Genomic DNA, 19,323 nt, shown 5'->3' with positions numbered 1-19,323 from the left:
CGACGCCGCCGACCGTGCGATTGGAAGCGACGGCACGGTGGGCGGCGGGTGCATCGTTGAGCGCGCAAGCGCGCAGTCACTGGCGGAGAGCAGCATGGACGACATAACGAAGAAGCCGGCCGGCAAATGCCCGGTTCTGCATGGTGCGATCACCGAGACCGGCCAGTCCAACACGGATTGGTGGCCGAAGTCCCTCAACCTCGACATCCTGTCCCAGCACGACACCAAGACCAACCCGCTGGGCCGGGAGTTCAACTACCGCGAAGCGGTCAAGACGCTCGATTTCGAGGCGCTCAAGAACGACCTCCACGCCCTGATGACCGACAGCCAGGATTGGTGGCCGGCGGACTGGGGGCATTATGGCGGCCTGTTCATCCGCATGACCTGGCACGCGGCCGGGTCCTATCGCCTCGCCGACGGGCGCGGTGGCGCCGGCACCGGCAACCAGCGCTTCGCCCCGCTGAATTCCTGGCCGGACAATGCCAGCCTCGACAAGGCCCGCCGCCTGCTGTGGCCGATCAAGAAGAAATACGGCAACAAGCTGAGCTGGGCGGACCTCATCGCCTATGCCGGCACGGTGGCCTATGAGTCCTTCGGCCTGAAGACCTTCGGCTTCGGCTTCGGCCGCGAGGATATCTGGCACCCCGAGAAGGACGTCTACTGGGGCGCCGAGAAGGAGTGGCTCGCGCCCAGCGACGAGCGCTACGACAATGTCGACGTTCCCTCGACGATGGAAAACCCGCTCGCCGCCGTGCAGATGGGTCTCATCTATGTCAATCCCGAAGGCGTGAACGGCAAGCCGGACCCGCTTAAGACCGCCGCGCAGGTGCGCGAGACCTTCGCCCGCATGGCGATGGACGACGAGGAAACCGTCGCCCTCACCGCCGGTGGCCACACGGTCGGCAAGACCCACGGCAATGGCAGCGCCACGGTGCTCGGCCCGAGCCCGGAAGGCGCGGATGTCGAGGAGCAGGGCCTGGGCTGGCACAACCCGGACCAGGGTGGCAAGGCCAGCCGCGCCGTGACCAGCGGCCTCGAAGGCGCCTGGACCACCCACCCCACCAAATGGGACAACGGCTTCTTCGAGATGCTGTTCAACCATGAATGGGAACTGCGCAAGAGCCCGGCCGGCGCCTGGCAGTGGGAGCCGATCAACATCCGGGACGAGGACAAGCCGGTCGACGCCAGCGACCCCTCGATCCGCCACAACCCGATGATGACCGACGCCGACATGGCGATGAAGGTCGACCCGATCTATCGGGAAATCTCGCTGCGGTTCAAGAACGACCCGGCCTATTTCTCCGAGGTGTTCGCCCGCGCGTGGTTCAAGCTGACGCATCGCGATCTCGGCCCGAAGGCGCGCTATCTCGGCCCGGACGTGCCGGCCGAAGACCTGATCTGGCAGGACCCGGTTCCGGTCGGCCCCACCGGCTATGACGTGGTTGCGGTGAAGGCGAAGATCCTCAATAGCGGCCTGACCATCGGCGAACTGGTCTCGACCGCGTGGGACAGCGCCCGCACCTTCCGCCACTCCGACAAGCGCGGCGGCGCCAATGGCGCGCGCATCCGCCTCAGCCCGCAGAAGGATTGGGAAGGCAACGAGCCCGCGCGCCTCGCCAAGGTGCTCGGCGTTCTGGAGCCCATCGCGGCAGAGACCGGCGCCAGCGTCGCCGACGTCATCGTGCTGGCCGGCAATGTCGGCGTCGAACTGGCGGCGAAGGCCGCGGGCTTCGATGTCACCGTGCCGTTCTCGCCCGGTCGCGGCGACGCCACGGATGCCGAGACCGATGCCGCCTCGTTCAGCGTGCTGGAGCCGATCCATGACGGCTTCCGCAACTGGCTGAAGAAGGACTACATCGTCAGCCCGGAGGAGCTTCTGCTCGACCGGGCGCAGCTCCAGGACCTCACCGCCCCGGAACTGACCGTGCTACTCGGCGGCCTGCGCGTGCTGGGCGCCAATCATGGCGGCTCCAGGCACGGCGTGTTCACCGATCGGGAAGGCGCGCTGACGAACGATTTCTTCGTCAACCTGACCGACATGAACAACGCGTGGAAGAAGGCGGGCAACGGGCTCTACGAGATCCGCGACCGCAAGACCGACGCGCTGAAATGGACCGCCACCCGCGTGGACCTCGTGTTCGGCTCGAACTCGATCCTGCGCGCCTATGCCGAGGTCTATGCGCAGGACGATGCCGGCGAGAAGTTCGTGCACGACTTCGTGGCCGCCTGGGCCAAGGTCGCCAACGCCGATCGCTACGACCTGCTGGCCTGACGCGACAAATCCTCCCCCGCGCCGAAAGAGCGGCGCGGGGGAGGCCCCACCTTACCTGCCCCCGATCCGCCCCCCGCCCGCCAGACCGCCCTCCGAGGGCCCGTCTCTGCCGCCCCCTCCCGGGGTTCTGCCGCGCCTCCCGGGATCGATCCTTTGCCGGCGGATGCAAGCTGCCGCGCCGCACCGCCGGGGCGCCCTCGCGTTGCCGCGTGGAGTGCCTTGCGCGCCGGGCCCGGCGCTGCCCCCCGAAGCCCCCGACTCGACGGAAGACCCTGCAGATGCGCTTCCTTCGCCGGCTTTGCGTGCCGAGCGATGGATGGCGGGCATGACCGCGCGTCAGTGTCGACAAAAGTCTAAGATCGTTTCCAAAGAAAAAATCCTGCACGCCGTGCGAAGCGGAAAATGTAGACGGCCGCGGCGGCAGACGTTTGAACGATTCACGCAGACGATCTACGGATTGTCACGTACCGTTCTGCAGAATGTCATGCCTCTGTCGCACAACGGGACAAAGACGCGCCTCTGAAACCGGGAGCGCGGCATGACACCCCAATCACTTGACCTGGTCGGGATCGGCAAGAGCTTCGACGGCGCCGATGTGCTGGAAAACATCGATCTTGCCATCCGGCCGGGCGAGTTCCTCTCGCTGGTCGGTGCATCCGGCTGCGGCAAGTCCACCCTGCTGCGCATCATTGCGGGGCTGGAGACGCCCGATCGCGGCTCGGTGGCGATCGGCGGGCGGGACGTGACCGAGGCCGATCCGAGTGACCGCAACATCGCCATGGTGTTCCAGAGCTATGCGCTCTACCCGCATATGAGCGTGCGCCAGAACATCGCGACGCCGCTGCGGATGCGCCGCCTGCCGCTGGCGGCGCGACTGCCGGTGATCGGCCGGCTGGTGCCGGGGCTGGGGGCGACCCGGCGGGAGATCGCCAGCGCCGTGGAAGACGCCGCCGAGGCGCTGCAGATCCGCCCGTTGCTGGACCGCAAGCCGGCTCAGCTTTCCGGCGGCCAGCGCCAGCGTGTCGCACTGGCCCGCGCACTGGTGCGCGCGCCCGCCGCCTTCCTGATGGACGAGCCGCTGTCGAATCTCGACGCCAAGCTGCGCGCCCATATGCGCGAGGAACTGGCGGGCCTGCACCGCCGGCTCGGTGCCACCTTCGTCTACGTCACCCACGACCAGATCGAGGCGATGACGATGTCCGACCGGGTGGCGCTGATGGAGGCCGGGCGCATCCTCCAGCTGGGCACGCCGGCCGAACTGTATGAGCGGCCCGCCTCGCTGAGCGTGGCACGCTTCATCGGCACGCCCGCGATGAATCTCCTCCCCGTGGAAATCGATGGCGCCGGCCGCATTTCCGGCCTCGGGCGTGATCTCGGCCTGGAGGCGCCGCAGGGCAAGCGCGGGCCGGCGACGCTCGGGCTGCGGCCGGAGGATCTGCGCTTCGTCGCCAATGGCTCGCCTGCCCGCATCCTGCGCACCGAGCATCATGGCGCCGATCGCTATGTGACGCTCGAAATCCTCGATCGATCCGCGCCCACCCTCACCCTGCGCCAGCGCGCCGACGAGGAGCCGATTCCCGGCGCGGACGGCACGGTGGCGCTGGGCTTCCATGCCGGGCGCGCGCATCTGTTCGGTGCCGACGGCGCGCGGCTCGTGCTGCGCGCGCGGCGGCAGGTGGCGGCATGAGCGTGCTCGACCTCGCTCTCCCCTCCGCCGGCGTGCCCGCCACGCGCCGCCCACGGGCCGAACGGCGGATGATGCGCCGGGGGCTCATGTTCGCCGCACCGGCGGCGCTGCTGCTGCTGGCCACCTATATCGTGCCGCTCCTCGTGCTGGGCGGCTTCAGCCTGACCGACTACAAGCTCGGCGCCGTCTCCACCCGTTTCATCGGGCTGGATAATTTCGTCCAGGCGTTCCACGACCCGGTATTCCGGCGGGCCCTTGCGAACACGGTGCTCTATGCGGTGATCGTCATTCCCTGCGGCGTCGGCCTCGCTCTCGGCGTGGCGCTGCTGGTGCATGGGCGCCGGCGCAGCCGTCCGTTCTGGGAGATCGCGTATTTCCTGCCCGTCACGGCGACGCTGGTCGCCATGGCCACCGTCTGGCAGTTTCTGCTGCACCCCTCGCTCGGGCCGGTGAACGCGGCGATACGGGCGCTGGGCTACGCGCCGGTGTCCTTCCTGGCGACACCCTCGCTGATGATCCCGACCCTGGCGGTGATCGGCATCTGGCAGGTGCTCGGCTTCAACATGGTGCTGTTCCTCGCGGGCCTGACCGGCATCCCGAAGGACCTGCACGAGGCCGCCCGGCTCGACGGCGCGAAGAACCCGATCGACCGCTTCCTGACCGTGACATGGCCGATGCTGGGACCGACGACGATGTTCGTGGTGGTCACCACCTCCATCACCGCCTTCAAGGTGTTCGAAACCGTGGCCGTGCTCACCAAGGGCGGCTCGGGCTCGGAGACGCTGCTCTATGCGCTCTATCTCGAAGGCTTCGAGTACTCGGAAACCGGCTACGCCGCGGCGCTGACCCTGCTGTTCCTCGCGCTCATTCTCATCCTGTCGATCTGGCAGACGCTCCATCTCGACCGCAAGGTGCATTACTGATGGTCGCCGCGCTCCGCCGTCTGCTGCCCCACTTGCTACCGCACTTGCTGCCTCATGCCGCGCTGGCGCTCGGCGCGGGGGTAATGCTGCTGCCCTTCTACTGGATGGTGCTCACCTCGATCCGCCCGCCGGCGGAGATCTTCAACGTCTCGCTGTGGCCGATCCCGGAGAGCTTCGCCGGCCTCGCCAACTATGCCCGCGCCGCCTCTCAGGCGCCGATGGCGCGGTTCATGCTGAACGGCGTCATCGTCTGCGCCGGCATTCTCGTGGTGCAGGTGCTGACCGCCGTGCCGGCCGCCTATGCGCTCGCCAAGCTGAAATTCCCGGGTCGCCGCCTGCTGCTGACGCTGGTGATCGCCGCGCTGTGCGTGCCGATCCAGGCGCTGGCGCTGCCGCTCTTCGTCGGCCTCGCGAAGGCGCAGCTGCTGAACACCTATTTCGCGCAGATGGCGCCGTTCTTCCTCTCCGTCTTCGCAATCTTCCTGTTCCGCCAGTCCTTCCGCTCCTATCCCGACGAGGTGATCGAGGCGGCGCGGCTCGACGGCTTTACCGAGATGGAAATCTGCTGGGGGCTGGTGATGCGCGGCTCGCTGCCCGCGCTCGCGGCCTTCTCGGTATTCTCCATCGTGGCGCACTGGAACGATCTCTACTGGCCGATGATCGTGGTGTCCGACACCGCCCTCGCCCCGCCGCCGCTCGGCATGCTGCTGTTTTCCGATGCCGAATCCGGCGCCGATTACGGAGCGCTGATGGCCGGCGCCGCCATCGTCACCGCGCCGATGGTGCTGTGCTTCCTCATCGCCCGCCGCCACTTCATCGCCGGCATCACCATGACCGGCGTCAAGTAGCGCGCCGGCACGATGCCCGCCCCTCTCACCCCGTCAGCCCCCCTTGCGATAACGGAGACCCCATGTCGCTTTCGCACCGCCTCGCGGCCGGCGCCCTCGCGCTCAGCCTCGCCGCACCGGGCCTCGCCGTGCCGGCCTCGGCCGAGGACATCACCCTCAACGTGCTCTACAACCTGCCGGGCTTCACCCGCTTCCACCAGCCCCTCGCCGAGGAGTTCCAGAAGCGCAACCCGGACATCAAGATCAGCTTCCTTGCCCCGGCGCCGGGCTATAATGACGGCCACCAGCAGGTACTGCGCGCGGCGGTCACCGGCCAGGCGCCGGATGTGTTCTTCTCCGGCTACAACCTGCTCGGCGAATTGGTACATACGCTGAAGCCGCGGGACCAGATCCTCAGCCTCGAGCCGCTGATCGCGGCCGATGGCGGCGCGGCCTTCATGGACGCCAATTTCGCGCCGCAGATGGCGGCGCTGGGCAAGGTGGACGGCGTGCAGTACGGCCTGCCGGTCAACGCCTCGTCGCCGATCATGTTCATCAATGCCGACCTCGTTCGCAAGGCGGGCGGCGACCCCGACCACATGCCGACCACCTTCCCCGAGCTGATCGCGCTCGCCCGGAAGATCCACGCGCAGGATCCCAAGGTCGCCGGCATGGCCTATGACATTGGCGGCTGGCCGGATGACTGGCTGTGGCAGGCACTCGTGTTCGAGCAGGGCGGCGAACTCGTCGACACCGCCACCAGGAAGGTCGCCTTCGACAACGAGATCGGCCTCACGGCGCTGAAATATACCCGCCAGTTCGTCACCGAGGGCGGGCAGCAGGTGCTGGACTGGGACCAGTCGCGCCAGCAGTTCGGCGCCGGCCTCACCGGCTTCATCTTCTCCACCCCGGCGCATGTGCAGACCATCGAAGGACTGGTCGGCACCCGCTTCGAGCTGAAGACCTCGACCTTCCCGCTCGACAACAAGGAAAAGGGCGGCGTGCCCACCGGCGGCAACGCGGCGGTCATTCTCACCCAGGACAAGGCCAAGCAGGAAGCCGCCTGGAAATACCTGAAATGGGTGACGGGCCCCGAGGCGCAGAACATCATCGTGCGCATCACCGGCTACCTGCCCACCAACAAGCGCGCCACCGGCCCGGATTATCTGGCGCCCTACTATGCGGAGCACCCGAACGTCGCCACCGCCGCCCGCCAGGCCGACAAGTCGCGGCCGTGGGCCGGCTATCCCGGCGGCGATTCCGTGCGCATCTGGCGCACCCAGCGCGACATTATCGGCACCGTGATGCGCGGCGAGATCACCCCCGAGGAAGGGCTGAAGCAGATCGTCGACAAGACCAACGCCCTGATGAAGTGATCAGAGCTTCCGATCAAAGAAGAAGCGGAGCGGGGGCCGACGCCCCCGCTTTCCCCTTGCGCAGCCGAGTGCGGAGCCTGCCATGAAAATCATCCAGATCACCGATACCCATCTGGTTCCCCCCGGCGGGCGGCTCCACGGCCTCGATCCCGCGGACCATCTGCGCCGGGCCGTCGCCGATATCGGTTCGCGCCATGCCGATGCCGATCTCCTCGTCATCACCGGCGACCTGTGCAATGACGGCGACCCGGAAGCCTATGCGCTGCTGCGCGCGATCCTCGCGCCCCTCGCCCTGCCGGTGCGGCTGATGCTCGGCAACCATGACCGGCGCCCGGCCTTCCAGGCCGCGTTCCCCGAGGCGCCGCGCGACGCGGCGGGCTATGTGCAGTCCTTCCTCGACACGCCGTTCGGCCGGCTGCTGTTCCTCGACACGCATGAGGCCGGCTTGATCGGCGGGCGCTATGGCGCGGACCGCCTCGCCTTTCTCGACAGGGCGCTGGCCGGGGCGGGCGAGCATCCCGTCACGCTGTTCATCCATCATCCGCCGGTGCCGGACGGGCTCGCGCATTTCCAGCATATCGGCCTGCACGATGCCGGGCCGCTGATGGCGCGGCTCGCCGCGCATCCGGCCGGCGTACGCCACATCGTGTTCGGCCATATCCACGTGCCGTTGGCCGGCACCTCGCCCGAGGGCTTCGCCTATAGTTCGGGGCAGGCCTGCGCGCACCGTTTCATCACCGATATCGACGAGCCCGCGCCATGGTGGACCGGCGGCAATCCCTGCTACCGCATTCTCATGCTGGACGAACTGGGCTTTCGCGCCTATTCGGCCGAGGTCGACCAGCCCCGGCTGGGCCGCGCGCCGGTCTGCGCCGGCCCTTAGGCGCATGCCGGTGGGAAATCGGCGCGGCTCACATGACAGCGCCGATCTGCCACGGCACGAACTCGTTGCGCCCATAGCCGAGCAGCTCGGATTTGGAGCGCCGGCCGGAGGCGATATCGAGCACCATCTGGAAGATCTCGCGGCCCTTCTCCTCGATCGACACGCCGTCCAGCACGTCGCCGCAATTAATGTCCATGTCCTCTTCCATCCGGGCGAACAGGTCGGAATTGGTGGCGAGCTTGATCGAGGGGGTGGGCTTGCAGCCATAGGCCGAGCCGCGCCCGGTGGTGAAGCACAGCACATTGGCCCCGCCCGCCACCTGCCCGGTCGCCGCGACCGGGTCATAGCCGGGCGTGTCCATGTAGACGAAGCCGTGACGGTCGATCCGCTCGGCATAGCGATAGACGCCGCGCAGCGTCGAGGTGCCGCCCTTGGCGACCGCGCCGAGCGACTTTTCCAGAATGGTCGTCAGCCCGCCCGCCTTGTTGCCGGGGGACGGGTTGTTGTTGAGCTCGCCGCCGGAGCGCGCGGCATAGTCGGTCCACCAGTCGATGAGATCGACGATCTTGCGCCCGACCGCCTCGCTCTCGGCGCGGCGGGTGAGCAGATGCTCGGCGCCGAAGATTTCCGGCGTCTCGGAGAGAATGGCGGTGCCGCCATGGCGCACCAGCAGATCCACCGCCGCCCCCAGCGCGGGATTGGCGGTGAGGCCGGAATAGCCGTCCGAGCCGCCACATTGCAGCGCCAGCACCAGTTCGGAGGCCGGCACGGTCTCGCGATGGACAGCATTGGCGGCGGGCAGCATCTCGCGGATCTTCGCGACGCCGGCCTCGATCGACTTGCGGGTGCCACCGGTCTCCTGGATCGTCAGGCTCTGGAAATGCGGCCCCTCGACGATGCCGTATTCCTTCTTCAGCCGCCCGATCTGGAACACCTCGCAGCCCAGCCCCACCAGCAGCACGGCGGCGAAGTTCGGGTGGCTGGCATAGCCCCACTGGGTGCGGGCGAGAATATCGAATTCCTCGCCCTTGGCGCCCATGCCGCAGCCCGTGCCGTGGGTGAAGGCGACCACGCCGTCAATATTGGGATAGGCGTCGAGCATGCCGGATCGCGTCACCGCGTCGGCGATGAACTCCGCCACCGTGGCCGAGCAGTTCACCGAGGACAGGATGCCGATATAGTTGCGGGTGCCGACGCGCCCGTCGGCGCGGCGGAAGCCCTCGAACGTGGCGGGCGCCTCGCCCGGCAGCAGGCCGCTCTCGGGCTTTGCCTCGGAGGCGAAGGCATAGTCACGGGCGAATTCCTGCATCCGCACATTGTGCTCGTGCACCCAGTCGCCGGCCGCGATGTCGACGCCGGCAAAGCCGATGATCTGGCCGAACTTGCGGATCGCCTCGCCCGAGCCGATCGGGGCGGCGGCGATCTTGTGGCCCTTCTGCACATGCCGGAGCGCCACAAGACCCTCGGCCAGCGCGGTCCCGGCGGGGAGGCTGTCAACCGCGATGAGCACGTTGTCGGCCTGGTTGAGGCGCAGCGTGCGCGGCGGGGTGGTCAAGCGAGCCGCACTCATCGGCGCGGTAGTGATCGGCGCGGTGGTCATCGGCGCGGTGGTCATGGATGCGAACCTGATCGGTGCCCGTTCCGGCGCAGCACGGAGCCTCGCCGAAAGCCGGTCCGCCCTGCGGCGGGAAACTGTCTTTTATATGTAAACGACCGGCTGCGGGCGACCGTGTCAACGTGATTTTTCGTGTTCCCCCGAGAGGCGCCGCGGCGTCAGCGCGGCTCGCTCTCGATCCAGCGGCGCTTGGATTCCTCAAGATGCGCGTGCATCCGCACCTGCGCCAGCGGCACGTCATGCGCTTCCAGCGCGGCGAGGATCGCCTCGTGCTCGGCCAGCGCATGGCGCCAGGTGGCCGGCGTGTCGAAATGCGCGCGGAACTTGGACGAGATGGGGCTGTGGCGCTCGTCGAACAATTCCCCGACAAGACGGACGATCACGCTGTTGCCGGTCTGCGCGGCGATGGCGAGGTGGAATTGCCGGTCATGTTCCAGCGGCTTGCGGCCTTCCTCGATATCCGCGCGCATGGCTTCCAGAGTCAGCCGCAGGCCGCGCAGCGTCGCGGTGGTGAAGCGCGCGCCGGCCAGGCCGATCACCGCCGCCTCCACCGTCGCCCGCGCCTCCATCAGTTCGACCGCGCTCTCCCCGGTCGCCGCCTGCGACAGTGCCCGCCGCTCGACCGTGGCGGTGACATAGATGCCCGAGCCCATGCGGATCTCGACCGTTCCGTCGATTTCCAGCGCGATCAGCGCCTCGCGCAGCGAGGGACGCGAGACGCCGAGCTGCTGGGCGAGTTCCCGCTCGGCCGGCAGGCGGCTGCCCAGGACGAAATCGCCGCTCTGGATCAGGCCGCGAATCTGGTCGGCGACCTGCTGGTAGAGCCTGCGCTCCGACGTGCGGTTGATGTTCATCATGCCACTCTGAATTTGGCCTTACCATAAACCGAAGCCGCATTTTGGCCAAGCCGATTTATCATATTGTTATCTAACGATCTTTTCCTGATAGCGAGAAAAACGCGATCGAAATGGAAAAATTGGCTTGACCACTTGGGGCGTCATGGCACCATAAGTCGGCAATGGCCACGGGCCAAAAGATCCGCGCCGGCGGACGTGACGTCGCTTCACGCGACATGGGAGGAAGTCATGCCGAACGGCGCCATTGCGGGCGGCCGGATCGACGCGTCGCAACCGGCGGCGATGGGCGAGACGCTGCTGTCGCTGGAGAATATCAGCAAGGAATTTCCCGGCGTCAAAGCGCTGCAGGGCGTGCATTTCGACCTGCGCCGCGGCGAGGTCCATGCTGTCTGTGGCGAGAACGGCGCCGGCAAGTCGACGCTGATGAAGATCATCAGCGGGGTCTATACCCCGACTTCCGGCCGCATCGTCTACAAGGGCACGGCGCGCAGCTTCGCCTCGCCGCTGGAGGCGGAGGCGCTCGGCATCGCCATCATCCATCAGGAACTCAATCTCATCCCCCACCTCTCGGTGGCGGAGAACATCTATCTGGCGCGCGAGCCGCGCCGCGGTTTCCTGGTCGATCGCAAGGCGCTGAAGGCCAACGCGCAGAAATGCCTCGACCGGCTCGGCGTCGCCATCGACCCCGACCGGCGGGTACGCGAGCTTTCAGTCGCGCAGTGCCAGATGGTGGAGATCGCCAAGGCGCTGTCGCTCAACGCCGAAGTCCTCATCATGGACGAGCCGACCTCCTCGCTCACCGAGCAGGAGACGCGCCTGCTGTTCAAGGTCATCCACGACCTCAAGGCGTCCGGCGTCGGCATCGTCTACATCTCTCACCGCCTCGACGAGATGGCCGAGATCGTCGACCGCGTCACCGTGCTGCGGGACGGGCGCTATGTGGCGACGGACGATTTCGCCGCGACCAATGTCGACGAGATCGTCTCGCGCATGGTCGGCCGCTCGCTGGAGGAGAAGTTCCCCGAGCGCACGTCGCGGCCGACGCGCGACGTCATCCTGGCGGCGCGCGGGCTGACCCGCCGCGGCGTGTTCCACGACATCGACTTCGAGCTTCGTCGCGGGGAGATCCTCGGCTTTGCCGGCCTGATGGGCGCGGGGCGCACGGAAGTGGCGCGTGCCATTTTCGGCGCCGATGCGCTGGACGCCGGCACCGTCACGCTGGAGGGGCGGCAGCTCAACATCCGCTCGCCGCGCGATGCCATCGCCGCCGGCCTCGCCTATCTCTCCGAGGACCGCAAGGCGCAGGGGCTGGCGGTGAAGATGCCGGTCGACGCCAACATGACGCTGGCCAACATGGACGAGGTGTCGAACCGCTTCGGCCTGATCGACTTCGCCAAGCACGCCAAGGCCGCCCGGCACTATATCGACCTGCTCAGCATCAAGACGCCCTCGGCCAGCCAGCCGGTGCGCCTGCTCTCGGGCGGCAACCAGCAGAAGATCATCATCGGCAAATGGCTGTTCCGCCAGTCGCGCGTGCTGATCTTCGACGAGCCGACGCGCGGCATCGATGTCGGCGCCAAGTTCGCCATCTACCAGATCATGGACGAACTGGCCGCCAAGGGCATCGGCGTGATCCTGATCAGTTCGGAACTGCCGGAGGTTCTCGGCATGACCGACCGGATCGCGGTGTTCCACCAGGGCCGCATCGCCGGCGTGCTGGAGACCGCCGCCACGAGCCAGGAAGAAATCATGCACTACGCGTCCGGCTATGGCCGGGCGGGCAGCCGCGCCTGACGGAGCAGAGAATGACCATGACCGTAGCCACTCCGCCCTCGCCCGCCCGCGGCCGCCTGACCGACCGGCAGAAGGACATCGTGCAGAAGTTTGCCGCCCTCGGCAGCCTTCTCGTGCTGATCGTGGTGTTTTCGCTCACCAGCAACGCCTTCTTCACCGTCAATAACGGCATGACGATCGCCCTGCAGGTGACGTCGATCGCGCTGCTCGGCATCGGCGCGACCTGCGTCATCATCACCGGCGGCATCGACCTGTCGGTCGGCTCGGTGCTGGCGCTCTCGGGCGTCGTCGCCGCGCTGGCGGTGAAGGAACTCGGCCTCGCCGTGCCGTTCGCCATGATGCTCGGCATCCTTACCGGCGCGTTCTGCGGCCTTATCAACGGCATTCTCGTCACCCGCATGCGCCTGCCGCCCTTCATCGCCACGCTGGGCATGATGCTCATCGCCCGCGGCGTCGCGCTGCAGATCACCGGCGCGCGGGCCGTGTCGGGGCTGGGCGAATCCTTCGGCGTGCTGGGCAATGGAGCGCTGTTCCGCGTCGTCACGCTCGGCGATGACGGCTTCCCCACCGTGGTGTTCCCCGGCATCCCCTACCCGGTGATCCTGATGGTGGTGATCGCCGTCGCGGTGTCGCTGATGCTCAACCGCTCGGTGCTGGGCCGGCACATCTACGCGGTGGGCTCCAACAGCGAGGCGGCCCGGCTGTCGGGCGTCAATGTCGCGGGCGTCACCCGCTTCACCTATGTGCTCTCGGGCACGCTGGCCGGCCTCACCGGCTGCGTGCTGATGTCCCGCCTCGTCACCGCCCAGCCGAACGAGGGGGTGATGTACGAACTCGACGCCATTGCCTCGGCGGTGATCGGCGGTACCTCGCTGATCGGCGGCGTGGGCACCATGTCCGGCACGTTCATCGGCTCCTTCGTGATCGGGATCCTGCGCAACGGCCTGAACATGAACGGCGTCTCCGCCTTCACCCAGCAGATCATCATCGGTCTGGTGATCCTGCTCACGGTGTGGATCGACCAATTGCGCAACCGGCGGTAACGGCCGCCGTCCGGAACGTTCCGCAAACCAACGGGGGGCCGGGCGCTCCCCGGGCCGGCGACCGCGACAGCGGCGCCAGATAACTGGAGGAAACCATGAAAAAGCTTGCCACCGCCCTCATCGCCTCGGCGGTTCTGTTCAGCAGTGCCGCCGCCTTCTCCGCCGCCCAGGCCGGCGAAATCGCCGTCATCGTCAAGACGGTGAACTCCACCTTCTGGCAGAACGTGCAGAAGGGCGCCGACGCCGCGCTCAAGGAATCCGGCGGCAATACCCTGACCTTCCAGGGCCCGGCCTCGGAATCGGCCATCGCCGACCAGGTCAATATGGTCGAGAACGCCGTCAATCGCGGCGTGGCGGGCATCGTTCTCGCCCCGTCCGACCCGGACGCGCTGGTTCCGGCCGTGAAGAAGGCCTGGGAAGCGCGCATCCCTGTGGTGATCATCGACTCGCTGCTCGCCAAGGGTGCGGAGCAATATTACCAGTCCTACCTCGCCACCGATAACCGCAAGGCCGGCGAACTCGCCGCCAAGGCGCTGATCGACAAGGTCGGCACCGAGGGCAAGATCGCCGTCATGTCCTATGTCGCCGGCGCCGGTTCCGAAATCGGCCGCGTGGGTGGCTTCACCGACTATATCAAGGCGCATTCGAAGCTTGAGATTGTCGGCCCGTTCTATTCGCAGTCGCAGATGGCGACCGCGCTGAACCAGACCACCGACGTGCTCGCCGCCAACGCCGATCTCAAGGGCATTTTCGGCGCCAATGAGCCGACCGCCATCGGCATGGCCCGCGCCATCAAGCAGGCGGGCAAGTCCGGCAAGATCGTCGCCATCGGCTTCGACGGCAATCAGGACCTGCAGGAATTCGTCAAGGACGGCACCCTGTCCGCCATCGTCGTGCAGGGCTCGTTCCAGATGGGCGACCTTGGCGTGAAGACCATCTCCAAGCTGATCAAGAAGGAGAAGGTCGAGAAGTTCGTCGACACCGGCGCCGTCGTCGTGACCAAGGCGAATATCGACCTGCCGGAAGCCAAGAACGTCCTTTACTGAGCCACCTCCTCCGCGAGCCCACGTTCGTTAGTTCCCCGCGACTTGCCGGACGCCGCGCCCCTGCCGCGTCCGGCGCTTCCCGAAACGGATACGCATCATCATGAAGGTCGGCGATCAGCGCATTCATGCCCGCAGCACCGTCGCCGTCACGGCGATGGGCCTTGGCTGCGCGCAAATGGGCAGCCTCTACCGCGTCACCCGCTACGCCGAATCCGCCAGCGCCTTCCAGGCCGCGTGGGATGCGGGCATCCGCTATTACGATACCGCCCCGTTCTACGGCTTCACCCGCTCCGAGCTGCGCCTCGGCACCATGCTGACCGAGCATCCGCGCGCGAGCTACGCCATCTCCACCAAGGTCGGCCGGGTGATGACGCCGGACCCGAGCGTCGGCGCTCTGGAAGACGGCTATGCCGAGCCGCTGCCGTTCCGCCCGGTGTTCGACTACACGCATGACGGCATCCTGCGCTCCTTCGAAGCGAGCCAGAAGCGCCTCGGCATCCTCGCCCCCGACATGCTCTATGTGCACGATATCGGCCGCGTCACCCATGGCGAGCGGCACGCGCATTACTGGAGCCAGCTCACGCAGGGCGGCGGTTTCCGCGCGCTGACGGGCCTGCGCGAACAGGGCGCCATCAAGGCATTCGGGCTCGGCGTCAACGAATGCGAGATCATCGCGGAGGCGATCGAGGTGGCCGACCTCGACATCTGCATGCTGGCCGGCCGCTACACGCTGCTGGAGCAGGCGAGCCTTTCCTTCATGGATGCCTGCGCGGCGCGCGGCATCGGCATCGTCATGGCCGGCGCCTTCAATTCCGGCATTCTCGCCGGCAGCAACAAGTTCAACTATGGCGATGCGCCGGCCGATATCGTCGCCCGCGTCGAGGCGCTGCGCGCGGCCTGCGCGGTGGAGGGCGTGACGCTGCAGGCGGCGGCGCTGCAGTTCCCGCTGGCCCATCCCGCCGCGCTCACCGTCGTCTCGGGCGCGCGCAATGGCGAGCAGATCACCGCGAATATCGGCTGGTTCGAGGAGCCCATCCCGGCCACCTTCTGGACGCGACTGAAGGAGCGCGGCCTCATCGCCGACAGCGCTCCCGTGCCCGTCTGACGGAGCCCGCGATCATGCGCATCGACGCTCACCAGCATTTCTGGCGGATCAGTGAGCGGGCCGGCCAGTGGCCGCCGCCCGATCTCACCGCGATCTATCGCGACTTCGGGCCGGAGGATCTGCAGCCCCTGCTGGCAGCGGGCGGCTTCGAAGGCACGGTGCTGGTGCAGACCATGGAGCGGGAGGCGGACACCGCCTACATGCTCGGCCTCGCGGATCGCCATTCCTTCATCAAGGCGGTGGTGGGCTGGACGGACTTCAAGGCCCCTCATGCCCCCGACTCCATCGCGCGACTGGCCGCCCATCCCCGGCTCAGGGGATTGCGGCCGATGCTGCAGGATATTCCCGCCGACGACTGGATCGCCGATCCGGCACTGACGCCGGCCATTGAGGCGATGATCGAGCACGACCTCGCCTTCGATGCGCTGGTGCTGCCGCGCCACCTGCGCCCATTGCTCGATCTCGCCACGCGCTACCCCGCACTGCGCATCGTCATCGACCACGGCGCCAAGCCGTCCATCACCGAAGGGCGCATTTCACGCTGGCGCGCCGACCTCGCCGCGCTGGCGGCGCAGCCCAATGTCTGGTGCAAGCTCTCGGGCCTCCTCACCGAGGCGGGCGGGCGCGGGCCGGCGGCGGTGCGCCCCTATGCGGAGACGCTGCTCGACCTGTTCGGGGCCGGACGGCTGATCTTCGGCAGCGACTGGCCGGTGCTGCGGCTCGCCGGCGACTATGCCGACTGGGTCGCGCAATGCCGGGACATCGTGCCGGCCGAGCACCACGACGCCGTGTTCGGCGCCAATGCGGTTTCCTTCTACCGGCTGGATGGCGCGCCATCGGCCGCCTCGATCTGAGAGACGATCATGCTGACCATCATCTGCGACACGCCGGGCAAGCTCTCGGCCATCGAACGCGAGAGGCCCACGCGCGGCGAGGGCGAGGTGCTGCTGCGCCTGCGCCGCGTCGGCATCTGCGGCACGGACCTGCATATCTTCACCGGCAACCAGCCCTATCTCTCCTATCCGCGCGTGATGGGCCACGAACTGGCCGCCACGGTGGAGGAGGCGCCGGCCGGCAGCCGGCTCAATCCCGGTGATGTCGTCTCCGTCGTGCCCTATATTTCCTGCGGCCATTGCGTGGCCTGCCGCAAGGGCAAGACCAATTGCTGCCGCAATATCGGCGTGCTCGGCGTGCACCGCGACGGCGGCATGGCGGAGTTCATCTGCCTGCCGGAACCGTTCGTGCTGAAGGCCGAGGGGCTCACGCTCGACCAGGCGGCGATGGTCGAATTCCTCGCCATCGGCGCCCATGCCGTGGCACGCGCCCGCACGCAGCCGGGCGACAAGGTGCTGATCGCCGGCGCCGGCCCGATCGGCGCGGCGGTCGCCATCTTCGCGCGGAGCGCGGGGGCGCAGGTGACGCTGATCGACGGGCGCGCCGACCGGCTGGATTTTGCCCGCGCGCATCTGGGCATCGCCTCCACCGTGCGCCTCGGGCCCGGCGATGCCGATGAACTCGCGGCCGTCACCGGCGGTGATTTCTTCGATGTGGTGTTCGACGCGACCGGTAATCCCAGCGCGATCGAGCGCGGCTTCGGCTTCATAGCCCATGGCGGCACCTATGTGCTGGTGTCGATCGTCGCCGGCGACATCTCGTTTTCCGATCCCGAGTTCCACAAGCGCGAGACCTCGCTGCTCGGCAGCCGCAACGCGACGGTGGCCGATTTCGAACGGGTGATGGCGGCGATTCGCGCCGGCGAGGTGCCCGATGCGCTCATCACCCACCGCATGCGCCTGTCGGACGTGCCGGAGAAGTTCGCCGCCCTCACCGACCCGCATGCGGGCGTGGTGAAGGCCATGATCGACGTGGCGTGAAGGTGGCAACGATGCAGCGCATGGGAATGATGATCGGGCTCGAACCCGGCATGGTCGAGACCTACAAACAGTTGCACGCCGCCGTGTGGCCGGACGTGCTCGCGCTTCTCACCGCCAGCCATATCCGCAACTACACGATCTTCCTGCGCGAACCGGAGAACATCCTGTTCGGCACCTGGGAATATCATGGCGATGATTTCGTGGCCGACATGGCGAGGATTGCCGCCGACCCGGCAAATCAGGAATGGTGGAAGCTGACCATTCCCTGCCAGCGCCCGCTTGCCACCCGCGCGGAGGGCGAATGGTGGGCCACGATGGACGAAGTCTTCCATCTCGACTGAACGATGCTCGACTGAACGATGCCCGACCGAACGATGCCCGACCGAACGATGAACGCATGAAGGAGTTTCGCCATGGCCAAGCTTGAGGGCAGGAAAGTCCTCGTCACCGCCAGCGCACAGGGCATCGGCCGGGCGAGCGTGCTCGGCTTCCTGGCCGCCGGCGCCACGGTCTACGCCACCGACATCAACGCGGCGCTGCTCGCCGAACTCCCGGCCTCCGATCGCCTGACCACCGCGCGGCTCGACGTGCTGGACGGGGCGGCGGTGGCCGATTTCATCGCCGGCATCGGCCCGGTCGACGTGCTGTTCAACTGCGCCGGCGTGGTGCATCCCGGCAGCATTCTCGACATGAAGGACGGCGACCTCGATTTCGCCTTCGACCTCAACGTCAAGTCGATGGTCCGCACCATCCGCGCGGTGCTGCCGGGCATGATCGAGCGGCGCGAGGGCGCCATCATCAACATGTCCTCGGTCGCTTCCTCGGTGAAGGGCGTGCCGAACCGCTTCGCCTACAGCGTCACCAAGGCGGCGGTGATCGGCCTCACCAAGTCGGTGGCCGCCGACTATGTCGGGCACAATATACGCTGCAACGCCATCTGCCCCGGCACGGTGGAGAGCCCCTCGCTGCAGGACCGGCTCAAGGCGCAGGGCGACTACGAGACCACCCGCGCCGCCTTCATCGCCCGCCAGCCGATCGGGCGGATCGGCACGCCGGAAGAGATTGCCGATCTCGCGGTCCATCTCGCCGGCGCCACCTACACCACCGGACAGGCCTTCGCCATCGATGGCGGCTGGTCGCTCTGATCCGCTTTTCCGACAGGGACAACAGCATGAAACTCGTACGCTACGGGGAAAAGGGCCAGGAGAAGCCGGGCCTGATCGACGCGCAGGGCCGCATCCGCGACCTCTCCGCCCATGTCGGCGACATTGCCGGGGCCACGCTCGATCCGGCAGCGCTGGCGGAACTCTCGTCGCTCGACATCACGAGCCTGCCGCTGGTCGCGGAGGGAACCCGCCTCGGCCCCTGCGTCGCCGGAACGGGCAAGTTCGTCTGCATCGGGCTCAACTTCTCCGACCATGCCGCCGAATCCGGCATGGAGGTGCCGCCGGAGCCGGTGGTCTTCATGAAGGCGACCTCGGCCATTGCCGGCCCCAATGACGACGTGCCGATCCCGCGCGGCTCGGACAAGACCGATTGGGAGGTCGAGCTTGCCATCGTCATCGGCAAGACCGCCAAATACGTTTCCGAGGCCGACGCGCTGGATTATGTCGCGGGCTATTGCGTGTGCCACGACGTCTCCGAGCGCGGCTTCCAGCTGGAGCGCTTCGGCCAGTGGACCAAGGGCAAGTCCTGCGACGGCTTCGGCCCGATCGGCCCGTGGCTGGCGACGAGGGACGAGGTGCCCGACCCGCAGAATCTCGCCATGTGGCTCAAGGTCAACGGCGAGACGCTGCAGAACGGCTCGACCCGGACGATGGTGTTCGGCGCCGCCTATCTCGTCTCCTATCTCAGCCAGTTCATGTCGCTGCACCCCGGCGACATCATCTCGACCGGCACGCCCCCCGGCGTCGGTCTCGGCTTCAAGCCGCCGCGCTACCTCAAGGCTGGCGACGTGGTCGAACTCGGCATCGAGACGCTGGGGTCGCAGAAGCAGACCTTCGTTCCCGACCTCTGATCCG

17 protein-coding genes are annotated in these 19,323 nt (G+C 67.5%); 15 read left to right on the top strand and 2 right to left on the bottom strand.

From position 1 onward, the window contains the following. Positions 1-94: 94 nt before the first annotated feature. The 6 genes from katG to QOZ99_RS12195 all read left to right on the top strand — a co-directional run bounded on the left by katG (position 95) and on the right by QOZ99_RS12195 (position 7,968). The gene (gene katG, locus QOZ99_RS12220; RefSeq protein ID WP_306890256.1) at positions 95-2,272 is read left to right on the top strand and encodes a catalase/peroxidase HPI; all 2,178 of its coding nucleotides are present in this window, start codon (positions 95-97) and stop codon (positions 2,270-2,272) included. A 538-nt stretch (positions 2,273-2,810) separates the two neighbouring features. Beyond that, positions 2,811-3,959 (top strand): ABC transporter ATP-binding protein, encoded by a 1,149-nt coding sequence (locus QOZ99_RS12215; protein ID WP_306890254.1) that lies wholly within the window; start codon positions 2,811-2,813, stop codon positions 3,957-3,959. Next, the gene (locus QOZ99_RS12210; RefSeq protein WP_306890253.1) at positions 3,956-4,882 is read left to right on the top strand and encodes a carbohydrate ABC transporter permease; all 927 of its coding nucleotides are present in this window, start codon (positions 3,956-3,958) and stop codon (positions 4,880-4,882) included. The genes QOZ99_RS12215 and QOZ99_RS12210 overlap by 4 nt, the downstream gene beginning before the upstream one ends. Further along, the gene (locus tag QOZ99_RS12205) at positions 4,882-5,730 is read left to right on the top strand and encodes a carbohydrate ABC transporter permease (protein ID WP_306890252.1); all 849 of its coding nucleotides are present in this window, start codon (positions 4,882-4,884) and stop codon (positions 5,728-5,730) included. The genes QOZ99_RS12210 and QOZ99_RS12205 overlap by 1 nt, the downstream gene beginning before the upstream one ends. 62 nt (positions 5,731-5,792) lie before the next feature. After that, positions 5,793-7,085, top strand: a complete 1,293-nt coding sequence (locus tag QOZ99_RS12200; protein ID WP_306890251.1) for an ABC transporter substrate-binding protein — start codon at positions 5,793-5,795, stop codon at positions 7,083-7,085. 82 nt (positions 7,086-7,167) lie between these two features. Beyond that, positions 7,168-7,968 carry a phosphodiesterase gene (locus QOZ99_RS12195; RefSeq protein ID WP_306890250.1) on the top strand — a complete coding sequence of 267 codons (801 nt, stop codon included), beginning with the start codon at positions 7,168-7,170 and terminating at the stop codon, positions 7,966-7,968. Between the two features lie 28 nt (positions 7,969-7,996). On the opposite strand, the gene QOZ99_RS12190 is transcribed toward QOZ99_RS12195, so the two are convergent. Further along, positions 7,997-9,538: a UxaA family hydrolase gene (locus QOZ99_RS12190; RefSeq protein ID WP_306890401.1), complete on the bottom strand. Its 1,542-nt coding sequence runs from the start codon at positions 9,536-9,538 to the stop codon at positions 7,997-7,999. 203 nt (positions 9,539-9,741) lie between these two features. Then, complete coding sequence (locus QOZ99_RS12185) at positions 9,742-10,437, bottom strand: FadR/GntR family transcriptional regulator (protein ID WP_306890400.1); 696 nt, start codon at positions 10,435-10,437, stop codon at positions 9,742-9,744. A gap of 285 nt (positions 10,438-10,722) precedes the next feature. On the opposite strand from QOZ99_RS12185, the gene QOZ99_RS12180 reads away from it, so the two are divergent. From QOZ99_RS12180 to QOZ99_RS12140, 9 genes are all read left to right on the top strand, one after another. Then, entirely contained in the window at positions 10,723-12,234 is a 1,512-nt protein-coding gene (locus tag QOZ99_RS12180; RefSeq protein WP_306890399.1) for a sugar ABC transporter ATP-binding protein, read from the top strand. An 11-nt stretch (positions 12,235-12,245) separates the two neighbouring features. Next, positions 12,246-13,277, top strand: a complete 1,032-nt coding sequence (locus QOZ99_RS12175) for an ABC transporter permease (protein ID WP_306890249.1) — start codon at positions 12,246-12,248, stop codon at positions 13,275-13,277. A 95-nt stretch (positions 13,278-13,372) separates the two neighbouring features. Further along, positions 13,373-14,323: an ABC transporter substrate-binding protein gene (locus tag QOZ99_RS12170; protein ID WP_306890248.1), complete on the top strand. Its 951-nt coding sequence runs from the start codon at positions 13,373-13,375 to the stop codon at positions 14,321-14,323. Positions 14,324-14,423: 100 nt separating this feature from the next. Continuing rightward, positions 14,424-15,428, top strand: coding sequence for an aldo/keto reductase (locus tag QOZ99_RS12165; RefSeq protein ID WP_306890247.1), 1,005 nt, complete (start codon positions 14,424-14,426; stop codon positions 15,426-15,428). Positions 15,429-15,442: 14 nt separating this feature from the next. Beyond that, positions 15,443-16,282 (top strand): amidohydrolase family protein, encoded by an 840-nt coding sequence (locus tag QOZ99_RS12160; RefSeq protein ID WP_306890246.1) that lies wholly within the window; start codon positions 15,443-15,445, stop codon positions 16,280-16,282. 9 nt (positions 16,283-16,291) lie between these two features. Continuing rightward, positions 16,292-17,302 (top strand): zinc-binding alcohol dehydrogenase family protein, encoded by a 1,011-nt coding sequence (locus QOZ99_RS12155; protein WP_306890245.1) that lies wholly within the window; start codon positions 16,292-16,294, stop codon positions 17,300-17,302. A gap of 11 nt (positions 17,303-17,313) precedes the next feature. Beyond that, entirely contained in the window at positions 17,314-17,643 is a 330-nt protein-coding gene (locus tag QOZ99_RS12150; RefSeq protein ID WP_306890244.1) for an L-rhamnose mutarotase, read from the top strand. A 72-nt stretch (positions 17,644-17,715) separates the two neighbouring features. Then, entirely contained in the window at positions 17,716-18,447 is a 732-nt protein-coding gene (locus QOZ99_RS12145) for an SDR family oxidoreductase (RefSeq protein WP_306890243.1), read from the top strand. Positions 18,448-18,473: 26 nt separating this feature from the next. Continuing rightward, on the top strand, positions 18,474-19,319 hold the full coding sequence (locus QOZ99_RS12140) for a fumarylacetoacetate hydrolase family protein (protein WP_306890242.1): 846 nt from the start codon (positions 18,474-18,476) through the stop codon (positions 19,317-19,319). The last annotated feature ends 4 nt before the right edge of the window (positions 19,320-19,323 follow it).

The sequence above is a fragment of the Ancylobacter amanitiformis genome (assembly GCF_030814815.1).
Lineage (GTDB): Bacteria > Pseudomonadota > Alphaproteobacteria > Rhizobiales > Xanthobacteraceae > Ancylobacter > Ancylobacter amanitiformis.
This window is presented reverse-complemented; position numbering and strand designations above follow the sequence as displayed.

Excerpts from the sequence above, each read along its gene's own strand:
- katG (WP_306890256.1), top strand. The coding sequence starts at position 95 with ATGGACGACATAACGAAGAAGCCGGCCGGCAAATGCCCGGTTCTGCAT.
- QOZ99_RS12215 (WP_306890254.1), top strand. The coding sequence starts at position 2,811 with ATGACACCCCAATCACTTGACCTGGTCGGGATCGGCAAGAGCTTCGAC.
- QOZ99_RS12210 (WP_306890253.1), top strand. The coding sequence starts at position 3,956 with ATGAGCGTGCTCGACCTCGCTCTCCCCTCCGCCGGCGTGCCCGCCACG.
- QOZ99_RS12205 (WP_306890252.1), top strand. The coding sequence starts at position 4,882 with ATGGTCGCCGCGCTCCGCCGTCTGCTGCCCCACTTGCTACCGCACTTG.
- QOZ99_RS12200 (WP_306890251.1), top strand. The coding sequence starts at position 5,793 with ATGTCGCTTTCGCACCGCCTCGCGGCCGGCGCCCTCGCGCTCAGCCTC.
- QOZ99_RS12195 (WP_306890250.1), top strand. The coding sequence starts at position 7,168 with ATGAAAATCATCCAGATCACCGATACCCATCTGGTTCCCCCCGGCGGG.
- QOZ99_RS12190 (WP_306890401.1), bottom strand. The coding sequence starts at position 9,538 with ATGAGTGCGGCTCGCTTGACCACCCCGCCGCGCACGCTGCGCCTCAAC.
- QOZ99_RS12185 (WP_306890400.1), bottom strand. The coding sequence starts at position 10,437 with ATGAACATCAACCGCACGTCGGAGCGCAGGCTCTACCAGCAGGTCGCC.
- QOZ99_RS12180 (WP_306890399.1), top strand. The coding sequence starts at position 10,723 with ATGGGCGAGACGCTGCTGTCGCTGGAGAATATCAGCAAGGAATTTCCC.
- QOZ99_RS12175 (WP_306890249.1), top strand. The coding sequence starts at position 12,246 with ATGACCATGACCGTAGCCACTCCGCCCTCGCCCGCCCGCGGCCGCCTG.
- QOZ99_RS12170 (WP_306890248.1), top strand. The coding sequence starts at position 13,373 with ATGAAAAAGCTTGCCACCGCCCTCATCGCCTCGGCGGTTCTGTTCAGC.
- QOZ99_RS12165 (WP_306890247.1), top strand. The coding sequence starts at position 14,424 with ATGAAGGTCGGCGATCAGCGCATTCATGCCCGCAGCACCGTCGCCGTC.
- QOZ99_RS12160 (WP_306890246.1), top strand. The coding sequence starts at position 15,443 with ATGCGCATCGACGCTCACCAGCATTTCTGGCGGATCAGTGAGCGGGCC.
- QOZ99_RS12155 (WP_306890245.1), top strand. The coding sequence starts at position 16,292 with ATGCTGACCATCATCTGCGACACGCCGGGCAAGCTCTCGGCCATCGAA.
- QOZ99_RS12150 (WP_306890244.1), top strand. The coding sequence starts at position 17,314 with ATGCAGCGCATGGGAATGATGATCGGGCTCGAACCCGGCATGGTCGAG.
- QOZ99_RS12145 (WP_306890243.1), top strand. The coding sequence starts at position 17,716 with ATGGCCAAGCTTGAGGGCAGGAAAGTCCTCGTCACCGCCAGCGCACAG.
- QOZ99_RS12140 (WP_306890242.1), top strand. The coding sequence starts at position 18,474 with ATGAAACTCGTACGCTACGGGGAAAAGGGCCAGGAGAAGCCGGGCCTG.